General features: G+C 66.7%; 27 protein-coding genes. 16 read left to right on the forward strand and 11 right to left on the reverse strand.

What is annotated here, in order from left to right; translation table 11 throughout:
• Positions 1 to 5 precede the first annotated feature (5 nt).
• A complete protein-coding gene (gene tspO, locus RSW2DRAFT_RS04640; protein ID WP_008028549.1) occupies positions 6 to 470 on the forward strand; it encodes a tryptophan-rich sensory protein TspO in 465 nt (154 codons plus the stop codon).
• A 15-nt stretch (positions 471 to 485) separates the two neighbouring features.
• Here the strand turns inward: tspO and crtC are convergent, their stop codons facing one another.
• Positions 486 to 1,358: a carotenoid 1,2-hydratase gene (gene crtC, locus RSW2DRAFT_RS04645; RefSeq protein ID WP_008028551.1), complete on the reverse strand. Its 873-nt coding sequence runs from the start codon at positions 1,356 to 1,358 to the stop codon at positions 486 to 488.
• Positions 1,359 to 1,393: 35 nt separating this feature from the next.
• Entirely contained in the window at positions 1,394 to 2,914 is a 1,521-nt protein-coding gene (crtD, locus tag RSW2DRAFT_RS04650; protein WP_008028552.1) for a 1-hydroxycarotenoid 3,4-desaturase CrtD, read from the reverse strand.
• A gap of 123 nt (positions 2,915 to 3,037) precedes the next feature.
• Between crtD and RSW2DRAFT_RS04655 the strand changes: the two genes are divergently transcribed.
• The 13 genes from RSW2DRAFT_RS04655 (at position 3,038) to dxs (ending at position 15,134) form a co-directional block, all read left to right on the forward strand.
• Complete coding sequence (locus RSW2DRAFT_RS04655) at positions 3,038 to 3,925, forward strand: polyprenyl synthetase family protein (RefSeq protein WP_008028554.1); 888 nt, start codon at positions 3,038 to 3,040, stop codon at positions 3,923 to 3,925.
• A gap of 1 nt (position 3,926) precedes the next feature.
• The gene (locus RSW2DRAFT_RS04660; protein WP_008028556.1) at positions 3,927 to 5,102 is read left to right on the forward strand and encodes a methyltransferase; all 1,176 of its coding nucleotides are present in this window, start codon (positions 3,927 to 3,929) and stop codon (positions 5,100 to 5,102) included.
• Between the two features lie 139 nt (positions 5,103 to 5,241).
• On the forward strand, positions 5,242 to 6,198 hold the full coding sequence (bchC, locus tag RSW2DRAFT_RS04665; protein ID WP_008028558.1) for a chlorophyll synthesis pathway protein BchC: 957 nt from the start codon (positions 5,242 to 5,244) through the stop codon (positions 6,196 to 6,198).
• Positions 6,195 to 7,199 (forward strand): chlorophyllide a reductase iron protein subunit X, encoded by a 1,005-nt coding sequence (locus RSW2DRAFT_RS04670; RefSeq protein ID WP_008028560.1) that lies wholly within the window; start codon positions 6,195 to 6,197, stop codon positions 7,197 to 7,199. Before bchC ends, RSW2DRAFT_RS04670 begins: the two co-directional genes overlap by 4 nt.
• Positions 7,200 to 7,280: 81 nt before the next feature.
• Positions 7,281 to 8,846 (forward strand): chlorophyllide a reductase subunit Y, encoded by a 1,566-nt coding sequence (gene bchY / locus RSW2DRAFT_RS04675; RefSeq protein ID WP_008028563.1) that lies wholly within the window; start codon positions 7,281 to 7,283, stop codon positions 8,844 to 8,846.
• Positions 8,846 to 10,321, forward strand: a complete 1,476-nt coding sequence (gene bchZ / locus RSW2DRAFT_RS04680) for a chlorophyllide a reductase subunit Z (protein ID WP_008028564.1) — start codon at positions 8,846 to 8,848, stop codon at positions 10,319 to 10,321. The genes bchY and bchZ overlap by 1 nt, the downstream gene beginning before the upstream one ends.
• Positions 10,318 to 10,539: a cytochrome PufQ gene (gene pufQ, locus RSW2DRAFT_RS04685; protein ID WP_008028566.1), complete on the forward strand. Its 222-nt coding sequence runs from the start codon at positions 10,318 to 10,320 to the stop codon at positions 10,537 to 10,539. Before bchZ ends, pufQ begins: the two co-directional genes overlap by 4 nt.
• 120 nt (positions 10,540 to 10,659) lie before the next feature.
• Positions 10,660 to 10,809 carry a light-harvesting antenna LH1, beta subunit gene (pufB, locus tag RSW2DRAFT_RS04690; RefSeq protein WP_008028569.1) on the forward strand — a complete coding sequence of 50 codons (150 nt, stop codon included), beginning with the start codon at positions 10,660 to 10,662 and terminating at the stop codon, positions 10,807 to 10,809.
• A gap of 13 nt (positions 10,810 to 10,822) precedes the next feature.
• Complete coding sequence (pufA, locus tag RSW2DRAFT_RS04695; protein ID WP_008028570.1) at positions 10,823 to 10,999, forward strand: light-harvesting antenna LH1, alpha subunit; 177 nt, start codon at positions 10,823 to 10,825, stop codon at positions 10,997 to 10,999.
• A gap of 112 nt (positions 11,000 to 11,111) precedes the next feature.
• The gene (gene pufL / locus RSW2DRAFT_RS04700; RefSeq protein ID WP_008028572.1) at positions 11,112 to 11,960 is read left to right on the forward strand and encodes a photosynthetic reaction center subunit L; all 849 of its coding nucleotides are present in this window, start codon (positions 11,112 to 11,114) and stop codon (positions 11,958 to 11,960) included.
• A complete protein-coding gene (gene pufM / locus RSW2DRAFT_RS04705) occupies positions 11,953 to 12,876 on the forward strand; it encodes a photosynthetic reaction center subunit M (RefSeq protein ID WP_008028573.1) in 924 nt (307 codons plus the stop codon). The genes pufL and pufM overlap by 8 nt, the downstream gene beginning before the upstream one ends.
• Before the next feature lie 13 nt (positions 12,877 to 12,889).
• The gene (gene pufX, locus RSW2DRAFT_RS17840) at positions 12,890 to 13,054 is read left to right on the forward strand and encodes an RC-LH1 core complex protein PufX (protein ID WP_008028574.1); all 165 of its coding nucleotides are present in this window, start codon (positions 12,890 to 12,892) and stop codon (positions 13,052 to 13,054) included.
• Between the two features lie 181 nt (positions 13,055 to 13,235).
• Positions 13,236 to 15,134, forward strand: coding sequence for a 1-deoxy-D-xylulose-5-phosphate synthase (dxs, locus tag RSW2DRAFT_RS04710; RefSeq protein ID WP_008028576.1), 1,899 nt, complete (start codon positions 13,236 to 13,238; stop codon positions 15,132 to 15,134).
• A 3-nt stretch (positions 15,135 to 15,137) separates the two neighbouring features.
• On the opposite strand, the gene RSW2DRAFT_RS04715 is transcribed toward dxs, so the two are convergent.
• Genes RSW2DRAFT_RS04715 through RSW2DRAFT_RS04730 form a run of 4 tightly spaced genes read right to left on the reverse strand, consistent with a single transcriptional unit; the run spans position 15,138 to position 17,072 of the window.
• Positions 15,138 to 15,854 carry an LrgB family protein gene (locus RSW2DRAFT_RS04715; RefSeq protein ID WP_008028577.1) on the reverse strand — a complete coding sequence of 239 codons (717 nt, stop codon included), beginning with the start codon at positions 15,852 to 15,854 and terminating at the stop codon, positions 15,138 to 15,140.
• Positions 15,847 to 16,206: a CidA/LrgA family protein gene (locus RSW2DRAFT_RS04720; protein WP_008028578.1), complete on the reverse strand. Its 360-nt coding sequence runs from the start codon at positions 16,204 to 16,206 to the stop codon at positions 15,847 to 15,849. Before RSW2DRAFT_RS04720 ends, RSW2DRAFT_RS04715 begins: the two co-directional genes overlap by 8 nt.
• 24 nt (positions 16,207 to 16,230) lie before the next feature.
• Complete coding sequence (locus RSW2DRAFT_RS04725) at positions 16,231 to 16,689, reverse strand: GNAT family N-acetyltransferase (protein WP_008028579.1); 459 nt, start codon at positions 16,687 to 16,689, stop codon at positions 16,231 to 16,233.
• Positions 16,686 to 17,072 carry a GFA family protein gene (locus RSW2DRAFT_RS04730; protein WP_008028580.1) on the reverse strand — a complete coding sequence of 129 codons (387 nt, stop codon included), beginning with the start codon at positions 17,070 to 17,072 and terminating at the stop codon, positions 16,686 to 16,688. The genes RSW2DRAFT_RS04725 and RSW2DRAFT_RS04730 overlap by 4 nt, the downstream gene beginning before the upstream one ends.
• Positions 17,073 to 17,259: 187 nt before the next feature.
• Here RSW2DRAFT_RS04730 and smc point away from each other — a divergent pair, with 187 nt between their 5' ends.
• Positions 17,260 to 20,715 carry a chromosome segregation protein SMC gene (gene smc, locus RSW2DRAFT_RS04735; protein ID WP_008028581.1) on the forward strand — a complete coding sequence of 1,152 codons (3,456 nt, stop codon included), beginning with the start codon at positions 17,260 to 17,262 and terminating at the stop codon, positions 20,713 to 20,715.
• A gap of 3 nt (positions 20,716 to 20,718) precedes the next feature.
• Here smc and RSW2DRAFT_RS04740 read toward each other — a convergent pair whose 3' ends face one another.
• The 4 genes from RSW2DRAFT_RS04740 to RSW2DRAFT_RS04755 all read right to left on the reverse strand — a co-directional run bounded on the left by RSW2DRAFT_RS04740 (position 20,719) and on the right by RSW2DRAFT_RS04755 (position 24,381).
• Entirely contained in the window at positions 20,719 to 21,177 is a 459-nt protein-coding gene (locus RSW2DRAFT_RS04740; protein ID WP_008028582.1) for a cupredoxin domain-containing protein, read from the reverse strand.
• An 86-nt stretch (positions 21,178 to 21,263) separates the two neighbouring features.
• Positions 21,264 to 22,433: a lytic murein transglycosylase gene (locus RSW2DRAFT_RS04745; RefSeq protein ID WP_008028583.1), complete on the reverse strand. Its 1,170-nt coding sequence runs from the start codon at positions 22,431 to 22,433 to the stop codon at positions 21,264 to 21,266.
• Between the two features lie 56 nt (positions 22,434 to 22,489).
• A complete protein-coding gene (gene cbiB, locus RSW2DRAFT_RS04750; protein ID WP_008028584.1) occupies positions 22,490 to 23,401 on the reverse strand; it encodes an adenosylcobinamide-phosphate synthase CbiB in 912 nt (303 codons plus the stop codon).
• Positions 23,398 to 24,381 (reverse strand): threonine-phosphate decarboxylase, encoded by a 984-nt coding sequence (locus tag RSW2DRAFT_RS04755; RefSeq protein WP_008028585.1) that lies wholly within the window; start codon positions 24,379 to 24,381, stop codon positions 23,398 to 23,400. The genes cbiB and RSW2DRAFT_RS04755 overlap by 4 nt, the downstream gene beginning before the upstream one ends.
• Before the next feature lie 177 nt (positions 24,382 to 24,558).
• On the opposite strand from RSW2DRAFT_RS04755, the gene RSW2DRAFT_RS04760 reads away from it, so the two are divergent.
• Entirely contained in the window at positions 24,559 to 24,909 is a 351-nt protein-coding gene (locus tag RSW2DRAFT_RS04760; RefSeq protein WP_008028586.1) for a hypothetical protein, read from the forward strand.
• Between the two features lie 66 nt (positions 24,910 to 24,975).
• Here the strand turns inward: RSW2DRAFT_RS04760 and RSW2DRAFT_RS04765 are convergent, their stop codons facing one another.
• Entirely contained in the window at positions 24,976 to 26,148 is a 1,173-nt protein-coding gene (locus tag RSW2DRAFT_RS04765) for a MalY/PatB family protein (RefSeq protein WP_008028587.1), read from the reverse strand.
• Positions 26,149 to 26,169 lie beyond the last annotated feature (21 nt).

A 26,169-nucleotide genomic window follows, 5' to 3' on the forward strand; every position in this document is an offset into this window, starting at 1 on the left:
GCGCAATGGACTGGACGCTGTTCCTGACCTACTTGGCCGCCTGTGGCGCGGCGGCGACGACCGGGGCGATGATCAAGCCCGGCCCGTGGTATGCAGCCCTGCAAAAGCCCAGCTGGACCCCACCCGACTGGGTGTTTCCGGTGGTGTGGTTCATTCTTTACTTCAGCATTTCCTACGCCGCGATGCGGGTGGCGCTGCTGCCCGATACCGGGCAGGCGCTGGCCTGGTGGTCGGTGCAGATCGCGCTGAACACGCTGTGGACGCCGGTTTTCTTCGGGTTGAAGCGGATGCAGGCCGGGCTGGTGGTGATCGCCTGCCTGTGGCTGGCCGTTGCGGCAACGGTGGTGACGTTCTTTGCCGCCGACTGGGTGGCGGGGCTGTTGATGTTCCCCTATCTGGTCTGGGCCAGCATCGCGGGCGCGCTGAACTATTCGGTGTGGAAGCTGAACCCCAACGCGCCGGCTGCTTGAAGCGGGGCTGCCTGATCAGTCCTTGAAGGTCCATCCGGGCCGGCGCGGCACCCGGCAGGCCAGCATCGGCTTCAGCCAGGGCTTGGCAAAACGCGCGAGGTCCAGCGCCTCGTGCACGCCAAGGCTGACCTCGCCGTTGATCCGGGTTTCCACCATCGAGCGGCTGTAGAACGGCGCATCCAGCATCGCCATCACCTGCCGCGGCTTGAAGCCCGCGTCGCAGCGGGTTTCGCGCCGCAACACCCAGGGCGTGCGGGGCAGGCGGGTCATCGGCGGCGGCTCGATCACCCGGGCCGCACCGGCATGATCGACATGCAGGCCCAGCGACAGATGCGTGCCGTCATGCCGGGTGGCGTCGTAGAAACAGGCGGCACCATCGCGCAGCGGAAACCGGCCCCAGGTCCAATAGGCGAAATCGGCCTCCAGCGCGCGGGTGCCGAAATTGGCGTCGAAATAGCCGTGGCCCTGCCATTTGTGGCCTTGGGAAAGATCGACCTCGATCCGCGCTGTGGGACCAAAAGGCCGCCACAGATGCGCGCCATCCGGGGTCAGCGCCACTTCGACATCGGTGATCGCCTCGGGCGTGACGGTGATGGTGCCCTGCACGCGGCTGACCTTCGGCGGCGCGCCGATCTCGTCCACCGTGATCACCAGTTGCCTGCCGTTCCAGTGCATCGAACTGGGGCCTATGGTCAGGGTGTCTTCGGTCTGCCGCAGCGCCGCGCGGCCACGGTCGGTCATGGTGAAACGGCCACCGGGGCCATAGGTCGCCACGTTCATGCAGCAATGGTTGGCCGGATCGCGCCGCCCGGCCCAGCGATACCACGGCGAGAACACCGAGCCGATGAAGCCGATCACCGAGACCGCACGGTCGCCCGCATCCGACACCCCGTCGATATACCACCAGGCATAGCCATCCGGCCCTACGTCGATGGTAAAGCACGGTCCTGCAAGATCGCCTCGGCCGCGTGCCGGCCGGACAGGGCAGCCATCGGCACCCCCGCCCCCGGGTGCGCTCCACCCCCCGCGATATAAAGTCCCTTCAGCGCCGTCCGCGCCACCGGCCGTTGCAGGGCTGCCAGGGCTGCCTCCGGGCTGCGGCCATACAGTGCCCCCATCGAGGCCGGGAACATCTTCGCGAACCCCGAGGGCTGGGTCAGTGACGTCACCTCCGGCTGCGGATCGAAGGTCAGGCCGAAGCTTGAAAGACGCTGAAAGGTCAGATCCCGGCATGTTTGGTCCTCGTGCGGTTGCGACACCAGCGTGGCGGTGGATGGCGCGTTCATGATGATTTCAAAGCGTTCCGGGCCGGGGGCAGGGGTGCCCGCAGCGCGGTCTTGCGCGCAGATATAAAGCGTCGGGTCTTCGGGCATCCGGCCGGCAGAGATCGGCGGGAATTCGCGGCGCGGGTCGCTGCCGAAGAACACGTTGTGATGGATCATTTCCGGCCCCGAGGGTTGGGCGGCAAAGGCCCAGACCCAGGCGGCAAGGCTGCGCGGCTGGCTGGCCGACAGCGGCAAGGCGCTGCGGGCAGCCCCGCCCAGCAGCCCCGCGGTCAGTGCCGCCGGATCGCCGTTGAACACCACATGATCGGCGGGCAGGGTGGTGCCATCGGCAAGACCCACATCCGCCACCCTTCCCCATTGCGGCACGATGCGGTCCACGGCCACGCCATAGCGGAACTGCGCGCCCCCCTTGCGGGCCAGCGCCTCCAGCGCCAGTGCCAGCTGGTGCATGCCGCCCTTGACCGCCCAGACCCCACGCGCCTCGGCCTGCCACACCAGGCCAAGAACGGCGGGCGAGCGGTAGGGCGAGCCGCCGACGTAAGTTGCATAGCGCCCGAACAACTGCCGCAGCCGCGGGTCGCTGAACTGCCGCGTCAGCGACCGCGCCAGCGTCATCCCGGGAATCAGGTCGGGCCAGATCCGCGGGCTGCGCAGCGCGGCGGCGGCAATGGCCCCCAACCGCGGTCTGGCGGCCTGCATCATCGGTTCGTCGAATGCGGCATAGAGCCGCGCGGTCTGCGCCTGAAACGTCCGGAACTGGTTGTAGCTGCGCTTGCCGGCAAAGCGGCCCACCGCATCGGCGCAGGCCTGCGCGTCGGCGTGCAGGTCCAGCGTGCTGCCATCGGGCCACCAGTGCCGCGCCAATATCGGCTGCGGGATCAGCGTCAGATGATCCTCCAGCCGCGCCCCGGCAGCGGCGAAAACCGCATCAAACACGCTCCGCATGGTCAAAACCGTGGGTCCGGCGTCCACCGGGCCTGCCACCGAGTCGATCACCCGCATCTTGCCGCCGGGGCGTTTCCACGCCTCGACCACGGTCACATCCATCCCGGCGTGGGCCAGCCGCACCGCGGCGCACAGCCCGCCGATGCCCGCGCCGATCACCACAACCCTGTTGGCGACCCTGTCTGCCGCCCGCCCGTTCTGCCGCTGTTCCATGGCGCGGGATTGTTGACTTGGGCGGCGCAACTGTCCAGTATGATTTACAGTGCTGTGTCATTATAGCCTGACAAGCACAGGATTGCGGGGCGGCCGATCTGCCCCCGCCTTTGGGAGAGTGCCATGGCGCTTGAAGAACGGGTCGAGGCGGCGATTGCTGCGGCGGTAGGCTTTGGCCTTGGGCCGGATGCGCCGCCACGTCTGGCGCAGGCGCTGCCCTATGCCGTGACCCCCGGTGGCGCACGGATTCGCCCGACCATCCTCTTGTCGGTGGCAATCGCCTGTGGCGACGACCGGCCCGGGCTTTCCAATGCCGCCGCCGCGGCGCTGGAGCTGATCCATTGCGCCAGCCTGGTGCATGACGACCTGCCGTCGTTCGACGATGCTGACATCCGCCGGGGCAAGCCGACCATCCACAAGGCCTTCAACGAGCCTTTGGCGGTGCTGACCGGCGACAGCCTGATCATTCTGGCCTTCGACGTGCTGGCGCGTGCCGCCGAGGATGCGCCGGGCCGCGGGCTGGGCTTGATCCGCACGCTGGCGAAACGCTCGGGGATGCCGGATGGCATCTGCGCAGGGCAGGGCTGGGAAAGCGAGCCGACGGTGAACCTGTCGGCCTATCACCGGTCGAAAACCGGGGCGCTGTTCATTGCCGCCACCTGCATGGGGGCGCAAGCCGCCGGGCAAGAGCCGGAGCCGTGGGTGGAACTGGGTTCCCGCATTGGCGAGGCGTTCCAGGTGGCCGACGATCTGCGCGACGCGCTTTATGACGCCGAAACGCTGGGCAAGCCGGCCGGGCAGGATACCGTGCATGCGCGGCCCTCGGCGGTGACCGAGCTTGGCGTGCCGGGCGCGATCCGGCGGCTGCGCGATATTCTCAGCGGCGCCATCGCCTCGATCCCGTCCTGCCCCGGCGAGGCGATGCTGGCAGACATGGTGCGCGCCTATGCCGAACGGATGACCCCGGTGGCCCCGGCTGCCGCCACCTCCCCGATGCGGGCACGGGCCTGAGATGACCGATCAAACCCATACCGCCCCCCGCCCCGCAACAGCCGGGCGGCAGATCGGGTCCGCGCTGAACCGTCTGGCGGCTTCGGAAAAGTTCCAGGCCTGGGCGGCGCGGGTGCCGCTGCTGCGGCGCTACGTCAAGGCCGAAGGCATGGCGATGTTCGACGTGATCTCGGGCTTCGTGCAGTCGCAGGTGCTGCTGGCGCTGGTCGAGCTGGAAATTCTGCCAAAGCTGCAGGCGCAACCGCTGGCGGCGCGCGATCTGGCCCCCGGTGCCGGGCTGACCGAGGACCGGATGCAGGCGCTGTTGCAGGCCGGGGCGGCGCTGAAGCTGATGAAACGGTTGGCCGACGGGCGTTTTGCGCTGTCGCCGCGCGGGGCGGCTTTCCTTTCCGTGCCGGGGCTGGTGCCGATGGTGCGCCACCATGATGTGCTTTACCGCGATCTGGCCGATCCGGTGGCCTTCCTGCGCGGCCAGACCTCGCCGGAACTGGCGCGGTTCTGGCCCTATGTGTTCGGCGCGGCGGGGGCGGTCGATCCTGCCGTGACCGCGACCTATTCCAACCTGATGGCCGACAGTCAGGCGCTGGTCGCCGCCGATACGTTGGGGCTGGTGGATTTCAAGGGCATCACGCATCTTCTGGATGTGGGCGGTGGCACTGGCGCGTTCATCGCGGCGGTGGGTCTTGCGCATCCGGGGCTGAAGCTGGGGCTGTTCGACCTGCCGGTGGTGCTGGAGGGGGCCAATGCGCGGCTGTCCAGCGCCGGGCTGGCGGCGCGAGTCACCCTGCATCCCGGCAGCTTCCGCGACGACGCTTTGCCGCAGGGTGCGGATGCGATCAGCCTGATCCGGGTGCTGTATGACCATTCTGATTCCACCGTCGCCGCCCTGCTGGCGCGGGCGTTCGAGGCGCTGCCGCCGGGCGGGCGGCTGATCATCTCGGAACCGATGTCGGGGGGGGCGAAACCCGACCGTTCAACCGACGTTTATTTTGCCTTTTATACCATGGCGATGCAGACCGGCCGCACCCGGTCGGCGGCGGAAATCATCCGGCTGCTGGCGGCGGCGGGCTTTGAAAACATGCAGAGTTTCCCCGGAAACCGACCCTACGTCACTTCGTCCGTGACCGCCCGCAAGCCCGGTGTCGCGCCCATGGTGCAAGCCGCCACCGCGCCCTGAGCCTTGATCGTCAATTCCTCGCCAATGTGTCTATTTGGGTTGACACTTATTCGTGTAAGTTTAAAGTTACAGGATAAGCCGAGGCGCTGGCCCCGAGTCCCTTGTGGGGTGAAGGCAGCGGGTCGAACTGGGGGAAGACGTGGAAACCACTGCCGTCATCTTGTCGGGGCCAAAACAGCTTGGGGTTGAATCCCTGATGCTGGTCGAGCCGACGCATGGCGATCTGGTGGTGGAAATCTCTCATTCCGGCATCTCGACCGGCACCGAAAAACTGTTCTGGACCGGCACGATGCCGATGTTCCCCGGCATGGGCTACCCGTTGGTGCCCGGCTATGAAGCGGCGGGCGAGGTGATCGAGGCGGGGCCGGAAACCGGCTATCGCCCCGGCGACCGGGTGTTCGTGCCCGGCGCCAACTGCTTTCAGCCGAAAGACGGCACGCCGGTATTCGGGCTGTTCGGCGGCGCGTCGCATTTTCTGGTGACGCCTGCCGCGCGGGTGTCGCGCATCGACGCAGGCTTTGGGGCCGAAGGCGCGCTGCTGGCGCTGGCCGCCACGGCACGACATGCGCTGGCCGGTTTCAACACCGCCCTTCCCGATCTGATCGTCGGCCATGGCACGCTGGGCCGCCTGCTGGCGCGGCTGACCGTGGCGGCAGGCGCTCCGGCCCCGACCGTGTGGGAGGTCAACCCGGCCCGCGCCGAAGGTGCCATCGGTTACGAGGTCATCCACCCCGATCAGGATCAGCGGCGCAACTACCGCTCGATCTACGACGCCTCGGGCGATGCCGGTCTGCTGGATTCGCTGATCGGCCGAATCGCCAAGGGCGGCGAGGTCGTGCTGGCGGGTTTTTACACGGTGCCGATCCAGTTTTCCTTCCCCGCCGCCTTCATGCGCGAGGCGCGTCTGCGCATTGCCGCCGAATGGAGCCCGGAAGACATGGTTGCCACGCGGACGCTGGTCGAATCGGGGGCGCTGTCGCTGGCCGGTCTGATCACCCACCGCCGCCCGGCCGCCGAGGCCCCCGAAGCCTACACCACCGCCTTCACTGATCCTGACTGTCTGAAAATGATCCTCGATTGGAAGGCTGCCGCATGACGCTCGATGTGCCAAATCTGAAAGATTTCGATCAGCGCCTGCGCGACGAAGCGCATGAGGAGCCGACATTGGAAATCCCCCAGGGCGAACCCACCAAGAAAACCCAGATCATCGCGATCTATGGCAAGGGCGGCATCGGCAAAAGCTTCACGCTGGCCAACCTGTCGCACATGATGGCGGAAATGGGCAAACGGGTGCTGCTGATCGGCTGCGACCCGAAATCCGACACCACCAGCCTGCTGTTTGGCGGCAAGGCCTGCCCGACCATCATCGAAACTTCGACCAAGAAGAAACTGGCCGGGGAAGAGGTGAAGATCGGCGACGTCTGCTTCAAGCGCGGTGGCGTGTTCGCGATGGAGCTGGGCGGGCCGGAAGTGGGCCGGGGCTGCGGTGGCCGTGGCATCATTCATGGCTTCGAGTTGCTGGAAAAGCTGGGGTTCCACGACTGGGACTTCGACTATGTGCTGCTGGATTTCCTTGGCGACGTGGTCTGCGGCGGCTTTGGCCTGCCGATCGCCCGCGACATGGCGCAGAAGGTGATACTGGTCGGTTCGAACGACCTCCAAAGCCTGTATGTTGCCAACAACGTCTGCTCGGCGGTGGAGTATTTCCGCAGGCTGGGCGGCAATGTCGGCATCGCGGGGCTGGTGATCAACAAGGATGACGGCACCGGCGAGGCTGCGGCCTTTGCCAAAGCCGTGAACATTCCGGTGCTGGCCGCCATTCCGCAAGACGAGGATCTGCGCCGCAAATCGGCGAACTACCAGATCGTCGGCAGCATGGAATCGCAATGGGGGCCGATGTTTGCAGCCCTTGCCGAGGCCGTGGCGATTGCGCCGCCGATCCGTCCGGCGCCGCTGTCGCAGGATGGTTTGCTGAACCTGTTCTCGGCTGAAACCACCGGCAAGGACTTTGTGCTGACCCCCGCCACCGACGCCGACATGCGCGGCAAGAACGCGGTGCTGAAGAAAACTCTGGAAGTGGTTTACGACAATGCTTGACCTCGACGCCCTTGCCGCTTTCGAGCGTGCCTTGGCCCAGATCACCGCGCGCCCGGCGCCATCAGCTTCGGTGGCGGCAAAATGAGCGGTGAAGTCGGTTATGATGATGCCCATGCCACGCCCTTGACGGACGTTGGTGTTGCCACCCCGGAGGCCGCTGCGCTGCCGGTCGATGGCATGGGCTGTCATGCCGATGCGGGCACCATGCAGGCGGCGGCGCGGGCGGCCGGTAATTCGGACCTTTTGGACCAATACGCCGCCGACTATCCGCAAGGGCCGCATGACAAGCCGCAAAGCATGTGCCCGGCCTTCGGGTCTTTGCGTGTGGGGCTGCGGATGCGGCGGGTGGCGACGGTGCTTTCGGGCTCGGCCTGCTGCGTTTACGGGTTGACCTTCGTTTCGCATTTCTACGGCGCGCGGCGATCGGTGGGCTATGTGCCGTTCAACTCGGAAAGCCTAGTGACGGGCAAGCTGTTCGAAGACATCCGCGACGCGGTGCACGAGTTGGCCGACCCCGACCGCTATGACGCGGTGGTGGTGACCAACCTGTGTGTGCCCACCGCCTCGGGTGTGCCTCTGAAGCTGTTGCCCAGCGAAATCAACGGCGTGCGGATTGTCGGCATCGACGTGCCGGGCTTTGGCATCCCCACCCATGCCGAGGCCAAGGACGTGCTGGCCGGTGCCATGCTGAAATACGCCCGCGCCGAGATCGAGGCAGGGCCGGTGGCCTCGCCCGCGCAAGGCCGCTCGGATCGCCCGACGCTGGCGCTGCTGGGCGAGATGTTCCCGGCCGACCCGATGATGATCGGCGCGATGCTGGCACCGATGGGGCTGGCCGCCGGGCCGGTGGTGCCGTGCCGCGAATGGCGCGAGTTGTATGCCGCACTCGATTGCGACGTGGCCGCGGCGATCCATCCGTTCTACACCGCTTCGGTGCGTGAATTCCTGACGGCTGGCCGCAAGGTTGTGGGTTCCGCCCCGGTGGGCCATGACGGCACTGCCGACTGGCTGGCGGCGATAGGGGCGGCCTTCGACGTGGGGCCTGACAAGATTGCCGCAGCACAGAACGCCTTCCTGCCCGCGATCAAGGCCGCTTTGGCCGCCAACCCGGTCAAGGGCCGCATCACGCTTTCCGGCTATGAAGGCTCGGAACTGCTGGTGGCGCGGCTGCTGATCGAAAGCGGCGCCGATGTGCCTTATGTCGGCACCGCCTGCGCCAAGACCCAATGGTCGGAAGCGGATCGCGACTGGCTGGAAGCCAAGGGCGTGGCGGTGAAGTATCGCGCCAGCCTGGAAGATGATCTGGCGGCGATGGAAGGTTTCCGTCCCGATCTGGCCATCGGCACCACGCCGCTGGTGCAGAAGGCGAAATCGCTGGGCATCCCGTCGCTGTATTTCACCAACCTGATTTCGGCCCGCCCCCTGATGGGGCCCGCGGGTGCGGGTTCGCTGGGGCAGGTGGTCAATGCCGCCATCGCCGGCAAGACCCGGATGGATGGCATGCGCGCCTTCTTTGCCGGCGTCGGCACTGGCGATACCGCCGGCATCTGGGAAGGCAGCCCAAACCTGCGCCCCGATTTCCGCGCGCTGCATCAGAAGAAACTCGACCGGGCCGCGAAAGCCGCCAAAGCCGAGGAGATGATCTGATGCTGGTGCAGGACCACGATCGCGCGGGCGGCTACTGGGGGGCGGTTTATGCCTTCTGCGCCGTCAAGGGTTTGCAGGTGGTGATCGACGGCCCGGTGGGCTGCGAGAACCTGCCGGTGACCTCCGTGCTGCACTACACCGACGGTCTGCCGCCGCATGAGTTGCCGATTGTGGTGACCGGTCTGGGCGAGGACGAGATGACCTCGGGCACCGAGGCGTCGATGGCGCGGGCCTGGAAGACCCTGGACCCGGCGCTGCCGGCAGTGGTGGTCACGGGCAGCATTGCCGAGATGATCGGCGGCGGCGTGACGCCGCAAGGCACCAACATCCAGCGCTTCCTGCCGCGCACCATCGACGAAGACCAGTGGCAGTGCGCCGACCGGGCGATGACCTGGATCTTCACCGAATTCGGCATGACCAAGGGCCGGATGCCGCCGGAAACCCCGCGCGATGCCGGGCAGAAGCCGCGGGTGAACATTCTCGGGCCGATGTATGGCGTGTTCAACATGGCGTCGGACCTGCATGAGATCCGGCGGCTGGTCGAAGGCATCGGCGCCGAGATCAACATGGTGATGCCGCTGGGCGCGCACCTGGCCGAAATGCGCCATCTGGTGAACGCCGACGCCAATGTGGTGATGTATCGCGAGTTCGGCCGCGGCCTGGCCGAGGTGCTGGGCAAGCCCTATCTGCAAGCCCCGATCGGCCTTGATTCGACCACGAAATTCCTGCGCACCCTGGGCGAAATGCTGGGTCTGGACCCGGAGCCGTTCATCGAGCGCGAAAAGCACTCCACGCTGAAGCCGGTCTGGGATCTGTGGCGTTCTGTCACGCAGGATTTCTTTGCCACCGCCAGCTTTGGAATCGTGGCCAACGAGACCTATGCCCGCGGCGTTCGGCACTATCTGGAAGACGATCTGGGCCTGCCTTGCGCCTTTGCCGTGGCCAGATGCGCCGGTTTGAAGACCAACAACGAGGCTGTTCGCGGTTTGTTGCGGCAGCACCGGCCTTTGGTGGTGATGGGCTCGATCAACGAGAAAATTTACCTGGCGGAATTGAAGGGCGGCTTCGGTCCGGCCCCCAGTTTTCTGGCCGCCAGCTTCCCGGGTGCGGCCATAAGGCGCGCTACAGGCACGCCCTTTATGGGCTACACAGGTTGCACGTGGATCTTGCAGGAAGTCTGCAATGCGCTGTTCGACGCATTGTTTCACATTCTGCCTTTGGGAACCGAAATGGACAGTGCAGCCGCAACTCCGACCAACCTTCGCCGGGATTTCCCGTGGGATGCGGATGCGCAGGCCGCGTTGGAAAAGATCGTCGAAAGCCACCCCATTCTGACCCGGATCAGCGCCGCGCGCACCCTGCGTGACGCCGCCGAAAAAGCCGCACTCGATGCGGGCGCCGAGCGGGTCGTTCGTGAAACCGTCGAAGCCCTGCAAGGGATGACGGTACCTACTTCCAAGGGAGAAAGAGCATGACCGATTACAACATCGAAGTGCCCAGGGGTCGCGCCCATCGCGCAGGCCGGATCGAATACTCGATCTACTTCGCCCTGATTTTTCTGATTGCGCTGCCGTTCGCCTTGCTGGCGGTTCCGGTATCGCTGGCGCTGCACGGCAGGTTTCCCGCCAAAGGGCCGATCGCCCGGGCGCGGTCCGAGGCAACGGCTGCGGCGACCATGATTTTCCGGGCCTGACTTGGGCGCGGATACCACATTCGCCCCTTGGTTTGGGGCGGATTTTCGGGCAGGCATTCCGTCTGTTCGTCAACCTGGCCGCGGGGCACGCGGCCTCAGTCTGACCATCCGGAGGATAGAATGGCTGATAAATCTGACCTGAGCTTCACAGGTCTTACGGACCAGCAGGCGCAGGAACTGCACTCCGTCTATTTGAGCGGGCTTTGGCTGTTCGTGGCCGTCGCCGTTGTTGCTCATGCGGCAGTGTATTTCTGGCGTCCGTGGCTCTGAGGAGAACCAAGAAATGTCAAGCTTCTACAAGATCTGGCTGATTTTCGATCCGCGTCGCGTTTTCGTGGCGCAAGGGGTTTTCCTGTTCCTGCTTGCAGCGATGATCCACCTTGTCCTGCTCAGCTCCCCGGCCTTCAACTGGCTGGACCTGGCTTCGGCCAAGTACGGCTACGTCGCGGCTGCGCAGTAAGTCTAAGCACCTGTTGAGGGCGGCCTGCGCCGCCCTCAACCATCCGAAACAACCGGCATCGACGGCATCCTGACACTTCTGTCGCGGGCCGCCAGCAAGCGGAGAGGGAAGCATGGCACTGCTCAGCTTCGAACGAAAATACCGCGTGCCAGGAGGCACGCTGGTCGGCGGCAATCTGTTCGACTTCTGGGTCGGACCGTTTTATGTCGGCTTCTTTGGCGTCACGGGGTTCTTCTTCGCGGCGCTTGGCACTCTTCTGGTCTTTTGGGGCGCCGTGCTGCAAGGCACCTGGAACCCCTGGCTGATCTCGATTGAACCGCCAGCCGTTGAAATGGGCCTGGCATTCGCTCCGCTGGCGGCGGGCGGTCTTTGGCAGATCATCACGGTCTGTGCATTGGGTGCCTTTGTCAGCTGGGCCCTGCGTGAGGTCGAGATTTCACGCAAACTGGGCATGGGGTTGCATATTCCCTTCGCCTTCGGCTTTGCGATCTTCGCCTATTTCACCTTGGTGTTCATTCGCCCGGTGATGATGGGTGCCTGGGGCTATGCCTTCCCTTACGGGATCTGGACGCACCTCGATTGGGTGTCGAACACCGGCTACACCTACGGCAACTTCCACTACAACCCGTTCCACATGATCGCGATCAGCTTCTTCTTCACCACCTGTCTGGCGCTGGCGCTGCACGGTGGTCTGATCCTGTCGGCGGCGAACCCGGAAAAGGGCCTGGAGATGCGCTCGCCCGATCACGAAGACAGCTTCTTCCGTGATCTGGTCGGTTACTCTGTCGGTACCCTGGGCATCCACCGTGTGGGTCTGCTGCTGGCGCTGAATGCGGCGTTCTGGAGCGCGGTCTGCATCGTTCTCTCTGGCACCTACTGGGTCGATCCCTGGGTCGATTGGTGGCAGTGGTGGCCGAACATGCCGTTCTGGTCTGATATCGCTGGAGGCGTAAATGGCTGAGTATCAAAACATCTTCACGCAGATCCAAGTGCGTGGCGCCCCTGACCTGGGCCTGACCGAAGACGTGAACCTGGCAAACCGGACCAACGCAGGCGGCTTCTCGTCGCTGATGGGCTGGATCGGCAACGCCCAGCTTGGCCCGATCTATCTGGGCACGCTGGGGGTGGTTTCGCTGGCCACCGGTGCGATCTGGTTCATGATCGTCGGTGCAAGCTTCTGGGCGCAGGCGGGGTATAACCCGGCTGTGTTCCTGCGCGACCTGTTCTGGTTCTCGCTGGAGCCGCCAGCACCGGAATGGGGCCTGCGGTTCCCGCCGCTGAAGGAAGGTGGCATGTTCCTGATCGCCGGCTTCTTCTTCTTCATCTCGCTCTGGACCTGGTGGGCTCGCACCTACCTGCGGGCCAAGGCGCTGGGGATGGGCAAGCACGTGTCCTGGGCCTTTGCTGCTGCGCTGTGGCTGGTGATGGTTCTCGGTCTGATCCGCCCGGTTCTGATGGGCGAATGGGCGCAAGCGGTGCCTTACGGCATCTTCTCGCACCTCGACTGGACCAACATGTTCTCGCTGACTTACGGCAACCTGTTCTACAACCCCTTCCATGGTCTCTGCATCGGCTTCCTTTACGGGTCGGCGCTGCTGTTCGCCATGCACGGGGCGACCATCATCGCGGTCAGCCGCTTTGGTGGCGAGCGCGAGCTGGAACAGATGGTTGACCGCGGCACGGCTGCCGAACGGGCAGCGCTGTTCTGGCGCTGGACCATGGGCTTCAACGCCACCTTCGAAGGCATTCACCGCTGGGCCTGGTGGTTTGCGGTTCTGGTTCCGATCACCGGTGGTATCGGCATCCTGTTGACGGGCACTGTGGTGGACAACTGGTTTGTCTGGGCACAGGACCACGGCTACGCACCGCTGGATTGAGGAGAAAACGACAATGGCTCGCAAATCAGTCTTCGGCCAGACCAGAGAGCAAGAGCTTCGCAACTTCATCATGGAGCAGATGCTCAAGGGTGGTGGTTGGGCGGCGGCGCTGTTCTTCGGCGGTCTGATCCTGGCGGTTGTCCTGCGCTATGTCGGCGCAGCGATGATCGGCGCCTGACCCTCGGGTCGGAAGGAAAATCGGGGCAGGGCGGTCGCACAGGCCGCCCTGCCTTTTTTGCGCATCCGGCCATTGCGGTCGGCCTTGCCTGGTGCCGCTTCACAGACCGGGCTTTGTCCTGTAGGCAACAGGAACCGGGTGCCCTGCATCCAACCCCCACCTCCTGCATCGCGGAGACCCCATGGCCCATCCTGCCACCCCGATCCTTGACCGTATTGCCGGACCCGCCGATCTGCACGCGCTGAGCGATGCGCAACTGGCGCTGCTGGCAAAGGAAGTGCGGGCCGAGGTGATCTCGGTGGTGTCGGAAACCGGCGGGCATCTGGGCTCGTCGCTGGGGGTGGTGGAACTGGCGGTCGCAATTCATGCGGTGTTCGACACCCCGCGCGACAAGCTGATCTGGGATGTCGGCCACCAGTGCTATCCGCACAAGATATTGACCGGGCGGCGCGACCGGATGCGCAGCCTGCGGCAGGGGGGTGGCATCTCGGGCTTTACCAAGCGGTCGGAATCCGAATACGACCCGTTCGGGGCGGCGCACAGCTCCACCTCGATTTCGGCGGCGCTGGGGTTTGCGGTGGCCCGCGATCTGGGAATGCCGACCGGCGAGGCCATCGCGGTGATCGGTGATGGCTCGATCACCGCCGGCATGGCCTACGAGGCGATGAACAACGCGGGCGACATGCACAAGCGGCTGTTCGTCATCCTGAACGACAACGACATGTCGATTGCGCCGCCGGTGGGGGCAATGTCGCGCTATCTGAACCAGCTGAACAATGGCGCGCCGTTTGCTGCACTTCGGGCGGCGGCAGAAGGCATCGAGGCCAGCCTGCCCGGCCCGCTGCGCGATGGTGCCCGCCGTGCCCGGCAGTTGATCACCGGCATCCCCGGCGGCGGCACGCTGTTCGAGGAACTGGGCTTTACCTACATCGGCCCGATCGACGGCCACGACATGGCGCAGGTGCTGGCCACCCTGCGCACGGCGCGGGCGCGGGCCACCGGGCCGGTGATGATCCATGCGCTGACCGTCAAGGGCAAGGGCTACCCCCCGGCCGAGCATGCGCTGGACAAATACCACGGCGTCGGGCGGTTCGATGTCGAATCGGGCACCCAGGCCAAGTCGAAATCCAACGCCCCCAGCTATACCGGCGTGTTCGGCACGGCGCTGGCCAATGCCGCAGCGCTGGATACCCGCATTGTGGCGGTGACGGCGGCGATGCCCTCGGGCACCGGCGTCGATATCATGGCGGCGAAGTTTCCGGCGCGGGTGTTCGATGTCGGCATTGCCGAACAGCATGGCGTGACCTTTGCCGCGGCGATGGCGGCGGCGGGTCTGCGGCCGTTCGTGGCGATCTATTCCACCTTCCTGCAACGCGGCTACGACCAGATCGTGCATGACGTGGCCTTGCAGGGCCTGCCGGTGCGCTTTGCCATCGACCGCGCCGGGCTGGTGGGGCAGGACGGCGCCACCCATGCGGGGGCGTTTGACGTGGGTTTTCTGGCCGATCTGCCGGGCATGGTGGTGATGGCTGCGGGCGACGAGGCCGACCTCGTGCACATGGTCGCCACCGCTGCTGCCTACGACGACGGCCCGATTGCCTTCCGCTATCCGCGCGGCGAAGGCCGGGGCGTCGAGGTGCCTTCGCCGGGCGAGATCTTGCCGATCGGCAAGGGCCGGGTGCTGCGGCAGGGCGATGATCTGGCGCTGCTGTCGTTCGGCGCGCACTTGGGCGAGTGTCTGATCGCCGCCGACCTGCTGGAGGCCGATGGCATCAGCGTCACCGTGGCCGACGCCCGCTTTGCCAAGCCGCTGGACACCGATCTGATCACCCAGCTGGTGCGCCACCACAAGGCGGTGATCACGGTCGAGCAAGGCTCGGCGGGCGGTTTCGCAGCACAGGTGCTGCACTATCTGGCGAACTCGGGCGGTTTCGACCGGGGTGCCGTCGTGCGCACCCTGACCCTGCCCGACCGCTTCATCGAGCAGGCCAGTCCGGCGGCGATGTATCTGGATGCCGGCATGACTGCGCAGGATATCCGCCTGCTGGCGCAGACCACGTTGCAGGCCGCCACGGCCTGAGCGTTACTGGAACAGTCGCAGCAGCGCCGGGGCCAGAAACGCCGTCAGCACCGCGTTCAGCCCCATGCCCAGCCCGGCAAAGGCGCCCGCCACCGGATGCACCTGAAACGCCCGCGCCGTGCCGATGCCATGCGCCGCCACCCCTACGGCAAAGCCACGCGCCCGCCAGTCGGTCAGCCGCAACAGGTTCAGCAAGGGTGTCGCCACCACCGCGCCGATGATGCCGGTCAGGATCACCAGCACGGCTGTCAGCGTCGGCGACCCGCCCAGGCTTTCCGAGATGCCCAGCGCCACCGGTGCCGTGGCCGATTTCGGCGCCAGCGAGATCAGCGTCTCGCCGCGCAGCCCCATCGCCCAGCCGATGCCCAGTGCCGAGATCACGGCGGTGGTCGATCCGGCCAGCAATGCCGCGACGATCGGCAGCGCCGAGCGGCGGATATGGCGCAGGTTGTCAAACAGCGGCAGCGCCAGCACCACCGTGGCCGGACCCAGCAGGAAATGCACGAACTGCGCGCCCTCGAAATAGGTGGCATAGGGCGTGGCGGTGGCCCAAAGCAAGCCGCCCAGCAGCGCCACGGCGATCAGCACCGGGTTGACCCAAGGCCTGCGCCCGGACGCACGAAACGCCGCATCTCCCAGCGCATAGGCGGCGATGGTCGCGGTCAGCCACAGCAGCGGGCCTTGCGCCAGATAACTCCAGATCTCGGTAAAATCACGCATCTTCCGGCTCCGCCCCGGTCAGCCGCGCCACCGCCGCGAAGGTCAGCGCCCCCACCGCGATGGCCAGCACCGTGGACCCGATCAGCGCCACCAGCAGCGGCAGCCCTTCTGCCCCCAGCCGGTCCAGATGGCCGATCACTCCCACACCGGCGGGCACGAACAGCAGCGCGAGGTTGCCCAGAATCCCCTGCGCCAGTGGCCGCACCACCTGCGCCAGCCGCGGCAGTGCGGCAAAGGCAGCCAGCATCAGCAGCATGCCCAACACCGGGCCGGGCAGCGGCAAGGCCAGCGCCCGGCTGGCGGTCTCGCCCGCAAGCTGGCACAGCAGAACGGCAAGCAAGGCGGCGATCATGCGGGCTCCTGATGGCGAAAAGGCCTAGACCGGCTTTGTGAACACCAGACTGGTGGGCTGGGTATAGCCCGGATGCGTGGTCTCGCCGGTCTGGGCAAAGCCCATGGCGCGGAAGGTCTCGTGGTTTTCCAGCAGTTCCACCCGCACCTGCAATTCCAGCGCCGGCAGGCCCAGGGCGCGGGCGCGCTCGGCCGCCAGATCAACCAGTTGCCGGGCATAGCCGTGGTCGCGCCAGGCCGCATCCACCGCCAGCCTGCCAATATAAAGTGCGGCAGGCTTCGGCGTCAGCACCACGCAGGCCCGCGCCGGACGCCCGATCACCCAGACCTCCGACACCGCCGACAGCGCGGCCAGTGCTTCGGGCGTCATCCGCTCGATCGACGAGGGCGGGTCGATCCGCCCCTCCATCCCGGCAAAGGCGCGGCGAATCATCGCCAGCAGGGCTGCCCAGTCATAGGGGTCTTTGGCTTGGAACGGCGTCACGTCTGCGGCAGGCCATCGGCAAGGTGCACCCAGGGCAGCATCTCGGCGCTGTGCACATGTTTGGTTGGGGTGTAGGACGCAGGCCGGTCCAGCGTCGCGGCAAAGAAATGCGTCTCATTGGGGTATTTCGCGGCGCGGTAGGCCATCTGGGTGCCGCAGGTGGCACAGAAATCGCGCCACACACCGGGGCTGGACTGATAGGTGGCCGGGTGTTCGCCGGTCCACAGCCACTTGCCGTCCTCGATGCCGAAATACGAGGTGAAAGGCGAAGCGGTGGCGCGACGGCAGCTTTCGCAATGGCAATGCGCCTGCCACAACGGCTCGGCCTTGCAGGTGTAACGGGTGGCACCGCAAAGGCAGTGGCCGGAAAAGGGCGGGATCATTCAGGGTCTCCTTCTCCGGTATTAGACGGCGGCGGCGTGCCGGGGTCAAGCGCCGCGATGCGGCAAGATGTTGTGGATAAGCGCCGATGTCCGCCCAGATCAAGGGCCATATCGGGGGTTGCTGATTGACATGGCGCCGCAGGCACCGGACCATGGCCGCCCGATCGGAATCACCCGGAGTTGCCCCTTGCGGTTCGCCCGCCTGCGCCTGAACGGCTTCAAGAGCTTTGTCGACCCGACGGATCTGGTGATCCATCCGGGTCTGACCGGCGTTGTCGGGCCGAACGGCTGTGGCAAATCCAACCTGCTGGAAGCGCTGCGCTGGGTGATGGGCGAAAACCGCCCCACGGCGATGCGCGGCGGCGGCATGGAGGATGTGATCTTTGCCGGGGCCGCCACCCGGCCCGCGCGCAACTTTGCCGAAGTGGCGCTGGTGATCGACAATGCCGAACGGCTGGCCCCCGCGGGTTTCAACGAGGCGGATCAGATCGAGATCGTGCGGCGGATCACCCGCGACGCCGGGTCGGCCTACAAGGTCAACACCCGCGACGTGCGGGCGCGCGATGTGCAGATGCTGTTTGCCGATGCCTCGACCGGCTCACATTCGCCGGCACTGGTGCGGCAGGGGCAGATCTCGGAACTGATCAACGCGCGGCCGAAATCCCGGCGGGTTATCCTGGAGGAGGCCGCAGGGATTTCCGGGCTTTACCAGCGGCGGCACGAGGCGGAACTGCGGTTGCAGGCCACCGAGGGCAATCTGGCGCGGATCGACGATGTGGTGGCGGCGATGGCCGCGCAATTGGTGACGCTGGCACGGCAGGCCCGGCAGGCGGCGCGTTACCGCGAGATCGGTGAAGACCTGCGCCGGGCCGAGGGCATGCTGCTGTTCCGCCGCTGGCGCGAGGCTGACCTCGCGCGCGACGAGGCCGAAACCCTGCTGCGCGCTCGGTTGCTGGCCGCAGGTCAGGCCGAGGCGGCGGCGCGGGCGGCGGGCAAGGCGCGGGCCTTGTGCGACGACGCCTTGCCGCCGAAACGCGAGGAAGAGGCGATTGCCGGGGCGATCTTGCAGCGCCTGTCGGTGCAGCGCGACGCGCTGAACGATGCCGACCAACGGGCGCGGCAGGCGATCGACACGCTGATGGCGCGGATCGACCAGTTGGGCCGCGATGCCGAACGCGAGGCGGCGCTGAACCGCGACGCGGGCGACACCATTGCGCGGCTGGAGTGGGAACAGACCCAGCTTGCCCGTGCCCATGACGGCCACGAAGGTCGGTTGGCCGATGCCGCCGCCGCCGCCCGCTCGGCCGCCGCGGTGCTGTCGCAGCACGAAAACACCCTGTCGGAACAGGCCGAAGACGTGGCCCGGCTGTCGGCCCGCCACCACGCCGGGCAGCGCCTGCTGGCCGACAGTTCCAGCACCCTGCAGCGTGCCGAAGCCGAGGCGGAACGGGCGCAAGCGGCGGTGGAGTCGGCCGACACGGCGCAGGCGCTGGCTGCCGAAGCCTTCGACGGGGCAGAGGAGGCCCTGGAACAGGCGATGGCATTGGCTGAGGCCAGCGAGGCGGCGTTGGAGTCGGCGGAAACCGCGCGCGGTCAGGTGCAGGGCCGCGAGGCGGATGCGCGCGCCGCACGCTCCAGCGCCGAGGGCGAGGTCAATGCCCTGCGCGCCGAAGTGGCGGCGCTGGCGCGGCTGGTGGACCGCGAATCGCAGGCGGGCACGCAGGTGCTGGACCGGGTGCAGGTGGAGCCGGGGTTCGAGGCTGCGCTGGGGGCGGCGCTGGCCGACGATCTGCGGGCGCCGGAATTGACCGGGCCGGGGGGGTCTGGCTGGGCGGCGCTGGCCGATTATGATGAAGCACAGCCGCTGCCCGCCGGGGTCACGCCGCTGTCGGCGCATGTGCAGGTGCCGGGCGTGCTGCGCCGCCGGATCTCGCAAATCGGGCTGGTGCCGCGCGATCAGGGGGCAAGGCTGCAACCCGGCCTGCGCCCCGGGCAGCGGCTGGTCAGCCGCGAGGGCGACCTGTGGCGCTGGGATGGCTTTCGCGCCGGGGCCGAAGCGGCACCCTCGGCGGCGGCGCTGCGCTTGCAGCAGTTGAACCGGCTGGTGCAGTTGAAACGCGATCTGGAGGATGTGGCGGCGCGGGCCGATGGCGCGCGGCTGGCGCATGAGGCGTTGCAAGCGCGGCTGGCCGATCTGGCCCGCGCCGACCAGATGGCCCGCGACGCCCGCCGCGCCGCCGATGCAAGGGTGACCGAGGTCAGCCGCATGGCCTCGCGCGCCGAAGCGGATCGGTCCATTGCGGCGGGCAAGTTCGAGGCGGCAAAGCTGGCGGTGGCGCGCCATCTTGACGCCGCCATGGCCGCGCGCAGCCAACTGGCCGAGGCCGAGGCGGCTTTGCGCGATCTGCCCGATCTGGCCGAGGGGCGGGCGGCGGTCGAAGCGCTGAAGGTCACGGTCGAGGCGGCGCGACTGGAAATGCTGGCGCGAAGGTCGTTTCACGACGAGTTGCGCCGCGAGGGCGAGGCGCGGGTGCGGCGGGCGCAGGACGTGGGCAAGGAAATCGCCGGTTGGCAGGCGCGGCTGGAAACGGCGGAACGGCGCAGTGCCGAACTGGCCGACCGCAAGGCCGATGCCGAGGAGGAACTGCGCGAAGCCGCCGCCGCCCCGGAAGAAATCGCCCAGCAACGTGCCGATCTGTCAGACGCGATGGCCGTGGCCGAGGCCCGGCTGACCGCCGCCACCGATAGCCGCTCCCATGCCGAAGCCGCGCTGCGGGCCGCGCAGGACGCCGAGCGCGAGGCCGAACGGGCGGCAGGCGAGGCCCGCGAGGCCCGCGCCCGCGCCGAGGCCCGCGCCGAAGCTGCCCGCGAAGGGGTGCTGCAAGCTGCGGGCCGCATTGCCGAGGGCACCGGCCACAGCCCGCAGGATCTGCTGGACACTCTGGCCGCCGACCCCGCCACCATGCCCGACGCCGAGGCGCTGGACATCGAGGTGAACCGGCTGAAACGCCAGCGCGAGGCCTTGGGGGCGGTGAACCTGCGCGCCGAGGAAGACGCGAAGACCGTGCAGGACGAGCATGACACGCTGGCGCGGGAAAAGGCCGATCTGGAAGAGGCGATCAAGAAGCTGCGCGCCGGGATTGCCGGGCTGAACCGCGAGGGCCGCGAGCGGCTGCTGACCGCTTTCGAGGCGGTGAACGCCAGTTTCGCCACCCTGTTCACCCATCTCTTCGGCGGTGGCGAGGCGCGGCTGGTGCTGGTGGAAAGCGACGATCCGCTGGAGGCCGGGCTGGAGATCATGTGCCAGCCGCCCGGCAAGAAGCTGGCGGTGCTGAGCCTTTTGTCGGGCGGCGAGCAGACCCTGACGGCGCTGGCGCTGATCTTTGCGGTGTTTCTGGCCAACCCGGCGCCGATCTGCGTGCTGGACGAGGTGGACGCACCGCTGGACGACGCCAACGTCACCCGGTTCTGCGACCTGATGGACGAGATGACCCGCCGCACCGAAACCCGGTTTCTGGTGATCACCCACCACGCCGTGACCATGGCGCGGATGGACCGGCTGTTTGGCGTGACCATGGCCGAACAGGGCGTCAGCCAGTTGGTCAGCGTCGATCTGAAAAAGGCCGAGGCGCTGGTGGCCTGAGGGCTATTTCACCGTCAGGGGCCCGTGCATCCCGCCTTCGTAATGGCCCGGGATCAGGCAGGCAAACTCGAACACCCCGGCGTTGGCGAAAGTCCAGACAATTTCGCCCGAGGCCCCTGGAGCAAGGCGCAGGGTGTTGGCTTCGGTGTGCACCATGTCGGGCATCGCTTCCATCATCGCCTTGTGCTCGGTGATTTCGGCGGGGGTGCCCATGATGAACTCATGCTCTTGCGCGCCGGTGTTGTGCAGCGCCAGCCGCACGGTTTCGCCCGCCGCAAACTCCAGCGTGGCGGGGGTGAACACCATCTGGCCATCGGCGGTCTCGCCCATGGTGATCTCGATGGTGCGGGTGGCGGCGGTGGCTTCAGCCGCCTCGCCGATCGCCATGGCCTCGCCATGCGACCAGACCGGACCGGCCAGCGCCCCGCAGATCACGACCGCTGCCATCAGCGCCTTGCGCATCGTCGTCTCCTTTTTGCCATACCCCGCTTCAATGCCACCCCGCGCCGCCGCTGTCACCGGATGCCGTGGAGCCACGCCTTCACAAGCTAGAGAGCGTTCAGCAATTCGGGCGTCGGCCAGGCATCGGCGGGCAGGCCGAGGCGGGTCTGTTCCTTTTGCACCGCGGCCCGGGTTGCTGCCCCCAGAATCCCGTCGATCTTGCCGACGTCATGGCCGCGCGCCGCCAGCTTTTGCTGCAAGGCCTTCATCTGCTCCAGCGACAGCGCCGGGTCGGGATTGCCGGCGTTATAGGCCTTGGCGCCTTCAAGCCGCGTGGCGAAATAGGCGGCGGTGGTGACATAGACCGAGCTTTTGTTCCATTCGAACAACACGTTGAAATTGGGATAGGCCAGAAACGCCGGTCCCTTGCGGCCTTGCGGCAGCAGCACGGCGGCAGCCAGGCCGCTGGCAAGCGCGCCCTGCCGCGCCACCACGCCCATGCCCGCCCAGTCCTGCACCGGGCGGGCATGGTCCAGCCCGGTCAGCGCCCAATCGAAGCTTTCGGGCAGCGTCACCTCTTGCAACCACGGCTCGTTCGCGCGCCAGCCCAGGCTTTCCAGCATATGCGCCCCCGACAGGATCGCATCGGGCACCGAGGTTTTCAGGCTGATCCGCCCATCACCATCGCCATCGACCCCGCGTTCCAGAATGTCTTTCGGCAGCATCTGCACCATGCCGATCTCGCCCGCCCAGGCGCCGGTAGTGGTGTCGGGGTCAAAACTGCCCTGCGCATGCAGCTTGATCGCCGCCAGCACCTGCGGCTGGAACAGCTCGGGTCGCCGGCAGTCATTTGCCAGCGTGACCAGCGCGTTGCGGGTGTTGAAATCGCCCTGCACCGCGCCGAAATCGGTCTCGAAGGCCCAGAACGCCAGCAGGATGCCGCGCGACACGCCGTAATCGCTGGCCGCCCGCTCGAACACCTCGGCATAACGCTCGGCATTGGCGGCACCGTTGCTGATGCGGTTCTTGCTGATCAGGGATTGCGAAAATTCGAGGAAGGTCTTGCGAAACACCCCCTGGCTGCGGTCGGCCTTCAGCACCCGGTTGTCCTGCCGCACGCCGCGGAAAAAGCTGTCGATGTCGGCATCGGCCATCCCAGCCGCGCGGGCCTCGTCCTTCATCGCCGCGACGAAACCGGCGAAATCGCCGCCGCAGGGGGCAGCAAGCGCCGGGGTGGCCAGCAGCGCGACCAGCAGTGCAAAAGGGGCAAAACGCATCAAAGACTCCAATATCAAGGGCCGAAGGGACCCGAAGGGTGCGGGCAAATCCCGCGTCAAATCAGGCTCAGCAGCACGGTAATCGCCAGAAACCCGGCCCAGGCCCGCCACAGCACGCGGGTGGCGGCCAGAATATCCTCGGGCCCGGCATCGCGGCGGCCTTCGGGAAAGACGTAGGGAAACTCGCGCATCTCGCCGTTATAGCTGCGCGGGCCGGACAGCGTGAGGTTCAGCACCACCGCCATGGCCGCCTCGGGCCAACCGGCGTTGGGCGAGCGGTGCAGCGGCGCGTCGCGCAGGATGGCGTCGCTTGCGTCGAACCTGCCATGGCTTAACGCGATCAGCACCGCGGTCAGCCGGGCCGGCACCAGGTTCAGCAGGTCGTCAAACCTTGCGGCGGCCCAGCCGAATTCCTCATACTCCGGGGTGCGGTGGCCGATCATGCTGTCGGCGGTGTTGGTGATCTTGTACAGCAGCAACCCCGGCAGCCCGCCGAACAGGAACCAGAAGGCCGGGGCAATCACCCCGTCGCTGAAATTCTCGGCGGCACTTTCGATGGCGGCACGGGAAACCGCCGCCTCGTCCATATCCGAGGTGTCGCGCCCGACGATCATCGCCACCGCGCGCCGCCCGTCACCCAGCGAGGAGCGCAGCGCCGTGGCCACCGCCTGCACATGATCGACCAGCGATTTCTGCGCCAGCAGGATGGCTGCCGCGATGATTTCCAGCACGCCATTGTCGGGGATCATGCTGATCGCCTCGCCCAAAGCCAGTGCTGCAAGGCCCATCAGGGTCATCGCCAGGTTACCTTTGGCGCGGCGCAGCAGGCCGTTGTTCAGCCGCTTGTCGGCATAGTCCACCGCCCGGCCCATCAGCACGGCGGGATGCGGATAGCGGTCCCAGATCGCTTTCGGTTCACCCAGCACGGCGTCCAGCAGCAGGGCGGGGATCAGCAGTGCGGCACTCATCGCGGCATGTCCGGCAGGGCGGTTTCCAGCCGTGCCCAATCGGCGGCGGTGCCGGGCAGGCCAAGCCGCAGCCAGCGGCTGGAATAGGGGAAGATGCGGGTCCAGATGTGGTGCCGCGCCAGTGCTTCCTGCGCCAAAGCCGCATCGCCCACGTCATACAGCCGGAACAGGCTGGTGCCGCCCACCAGAGGGGCGCCGACCAGTGCATCCAGCCGCAGCGCATCTGCCGCCAGCCGCGCCCTTGTGGTATCGGCCCAAGCCCGGTCGGCCAAGGCCCGCGCGCCGATCTGCAAGGCCGGGCCAGACACCGGCCATGGCCCCAGCAACTGCGCCAGCCGCGCAATCAGCACCGGATCGCCAATGGCGAAGCCCAGCCGCAGCCCGGCCAGCCCCCAGAACTTGCCAAAGCTTTTCAGCACCACCACGCCGGGGCGCACGGCCTGCCCGATCAGGCTGGCCTCGGGCATCACGTCGCAAAAGCTTTCGTCGATCACCGTCAGGCCGCCACTCTGATCGGCCCCCAGATCGCTGGCCTGCCACAGCCGCCCGTCCGGGTTGTTGGGATGCACCAGCACCCGCGCGCCGCCCGTGCCGAAAGCCCAGCCCGCCGCCTGAAAGGCCCGGCCGTGTTCGTTGTAGGTCGGGGACGGAATATCCACTATGCCCGGCACCGCCAGCAGCGGCAGCAGCGCAATCAGCGCCGAAGCGCCGGGCGCCGCCAGCACCGCAGCCCCCTCGGGCACCCGCCACAGCGCCCGTGCGGCTGCCAGCAAAGCCTCCTGCGCCGCCTTGTCGGGCAGCGTTGCCCAGGCCACGGGGGCAATATCGCCAACCGGATAGGGCAGCGGATTGATCCCCGTGGAAAGATCCAGCCAGTCGCCGCGCCCCCCGCCGAACTGCAGCGCCGCGCCATCGACGCCGCCGCCGTGATCGGGCAACGAGGCATCGGGCAGGGGCATCGGGGCGAGGGCATGCGACATGGCGCCCACAAAGCGTATTCCGGTCGCCAAGGCAACGGTGGTGTTTGTCGCCAGTGTCGGCACAGCAGGGGGCGTGACATTTGCGGCATTTGTCGAAAACTTGCCAACTTCTGCCGCGGCGTGTCTTATATATGAAACGATTCCCCGCCATATTGGGGAAGCATACAGGAGGCCGCGATGCTTGAATTTCTGCCCAAGGAAGTGCGCGAAGGTCTGGCTGCGGCGCGCGAGCAGGACCGCCGCCGCAAGGAACGCCTGCGCGTCGAATATGACGGGGCCGACTATCCGGTGCTGGCCTTCCGCAAGGACCACTTTACGCTGTCGGCCGACCAGTTGCCGCATCTGCGCGGGCTGGTCGATGTCTATGACGGGGCCAACCATGTGTTTCAGTGTCTGATCGTCGCCTCGACCGTGGAAGACGGCGAATTGGTCTGTGATTTCAAGCGCCTGTCCCCGATCAGCGACAAGGCCGCCCTTGATTTCGCCCGCGAGGATGACGCGCCGGTGGCGCTGCTGACCAAGATGTAAGCACTGCTTCTTGGCTCAAATACAGACGGCGGCCCCGCAACAGGCCGCCGTTTCGCATTTCAGCGCCTATTGCAGATCGGCAAAGGCGGCCTGCAACCGCGTCACCGCCTCGGCCACCTGCGCCCGGGGGGCGGCAAGGTTGAAGCGCAGGAACGACTCGCCCCCCTTCCCGAAGGGATCGCCATGGTTGGGGGCGATCTTGGCGCCCTTTTCCACCCGCGCGGTAAACTCGGCGGGTGTCATGCCGGTGCCGGAAAAATCCACCCAGGCCAGATAGGTCGCCTGCAACGGCATCGAGCGCAGGCCGGGAATGGCGTTCACGCCCGCGTCGAACAGCTTGCGGTTGCCGTCCAGATACTCCAGCAAGGCATCCAGCCATTCCGCCCCTTCCGGGCTGTAGGCCGCGGTCGTCATGAACATGCCGAACGAGTTGGCCGAGATGCCCAGCGCGTTCATCCGCGCGGCAAACTTTTCCCGCAAGCCTGGGTCCAGCACGATGACATTTCCGGAATGGCAGCCCGCGATGTTGAAGGTCTTGGTGGCCGCCGACAGCACCACCAGCCGGTCGGTGATATCCGGCGCGGCCACCGCCATCACCTGATGTTTCGCACCGGGGAACACCAGATCGTGGTGAATTTCGTCCGACACCAGCAACAGATTGTGGCGGATGCAGAAATCGGCCACACCGCGCAATTCCGCCGTCGTCCAGACCCGCCCACCCGGGTTGTGCGGCGAGCACAGGATCAGCATGGTCTCGGCGCCGGTCATCTGCGCGTCCCAGGCGGCGAAATCCATCTGGTAGATGCCGTCCTGCTGCACCAGCGGACATTCCACCACCTGCCGCCCGGCGGCTTTGATCACCCGTGCGAAGGCGTGATAAACCGGCGTCATCAGCACCACGCCATCGCCCGGTTTGGTGAAGGCGTCGATGCACATCGCGGTGCCGTTCACCAGGCCGTGCGTGGTAAAGATCGCCTCGGCCGGCACGTCCCAGCCATGCCGGTTGGCCATCCACCAGCGGATCGCCGCAAGATACTCGGCGTCATCACCGTAATAGCCGTAAAGCCCGTGCGCCGCCATTTTCTCGACGGCCGCCTGCACGCAGGTTGGCGGGCGAAACTCCATGTCGGCCACCCACATGGCGATGCCCTGATCGGCCGGCACGCCGAAAATCGCGGGCATCATGTCCCATTTCACCGAATGTGTGCCGAAGCGGCAGATCGTCTCGTCGAAATTCATCGTGGTCCCTCTTGTCGCGCC

It is taken from the genome of Rhodobacter ferrooxidans, from assembly GCF_000176015.1.
GTDB classification, from domain to species: Bacteria; Pseudomonadota; Alphaproteobacteria; order Rhodobacterales; family Rhodobacteraceae; genus Pseudorhodobacter_B; species Pseudorhodobacter_B ferrooxidans.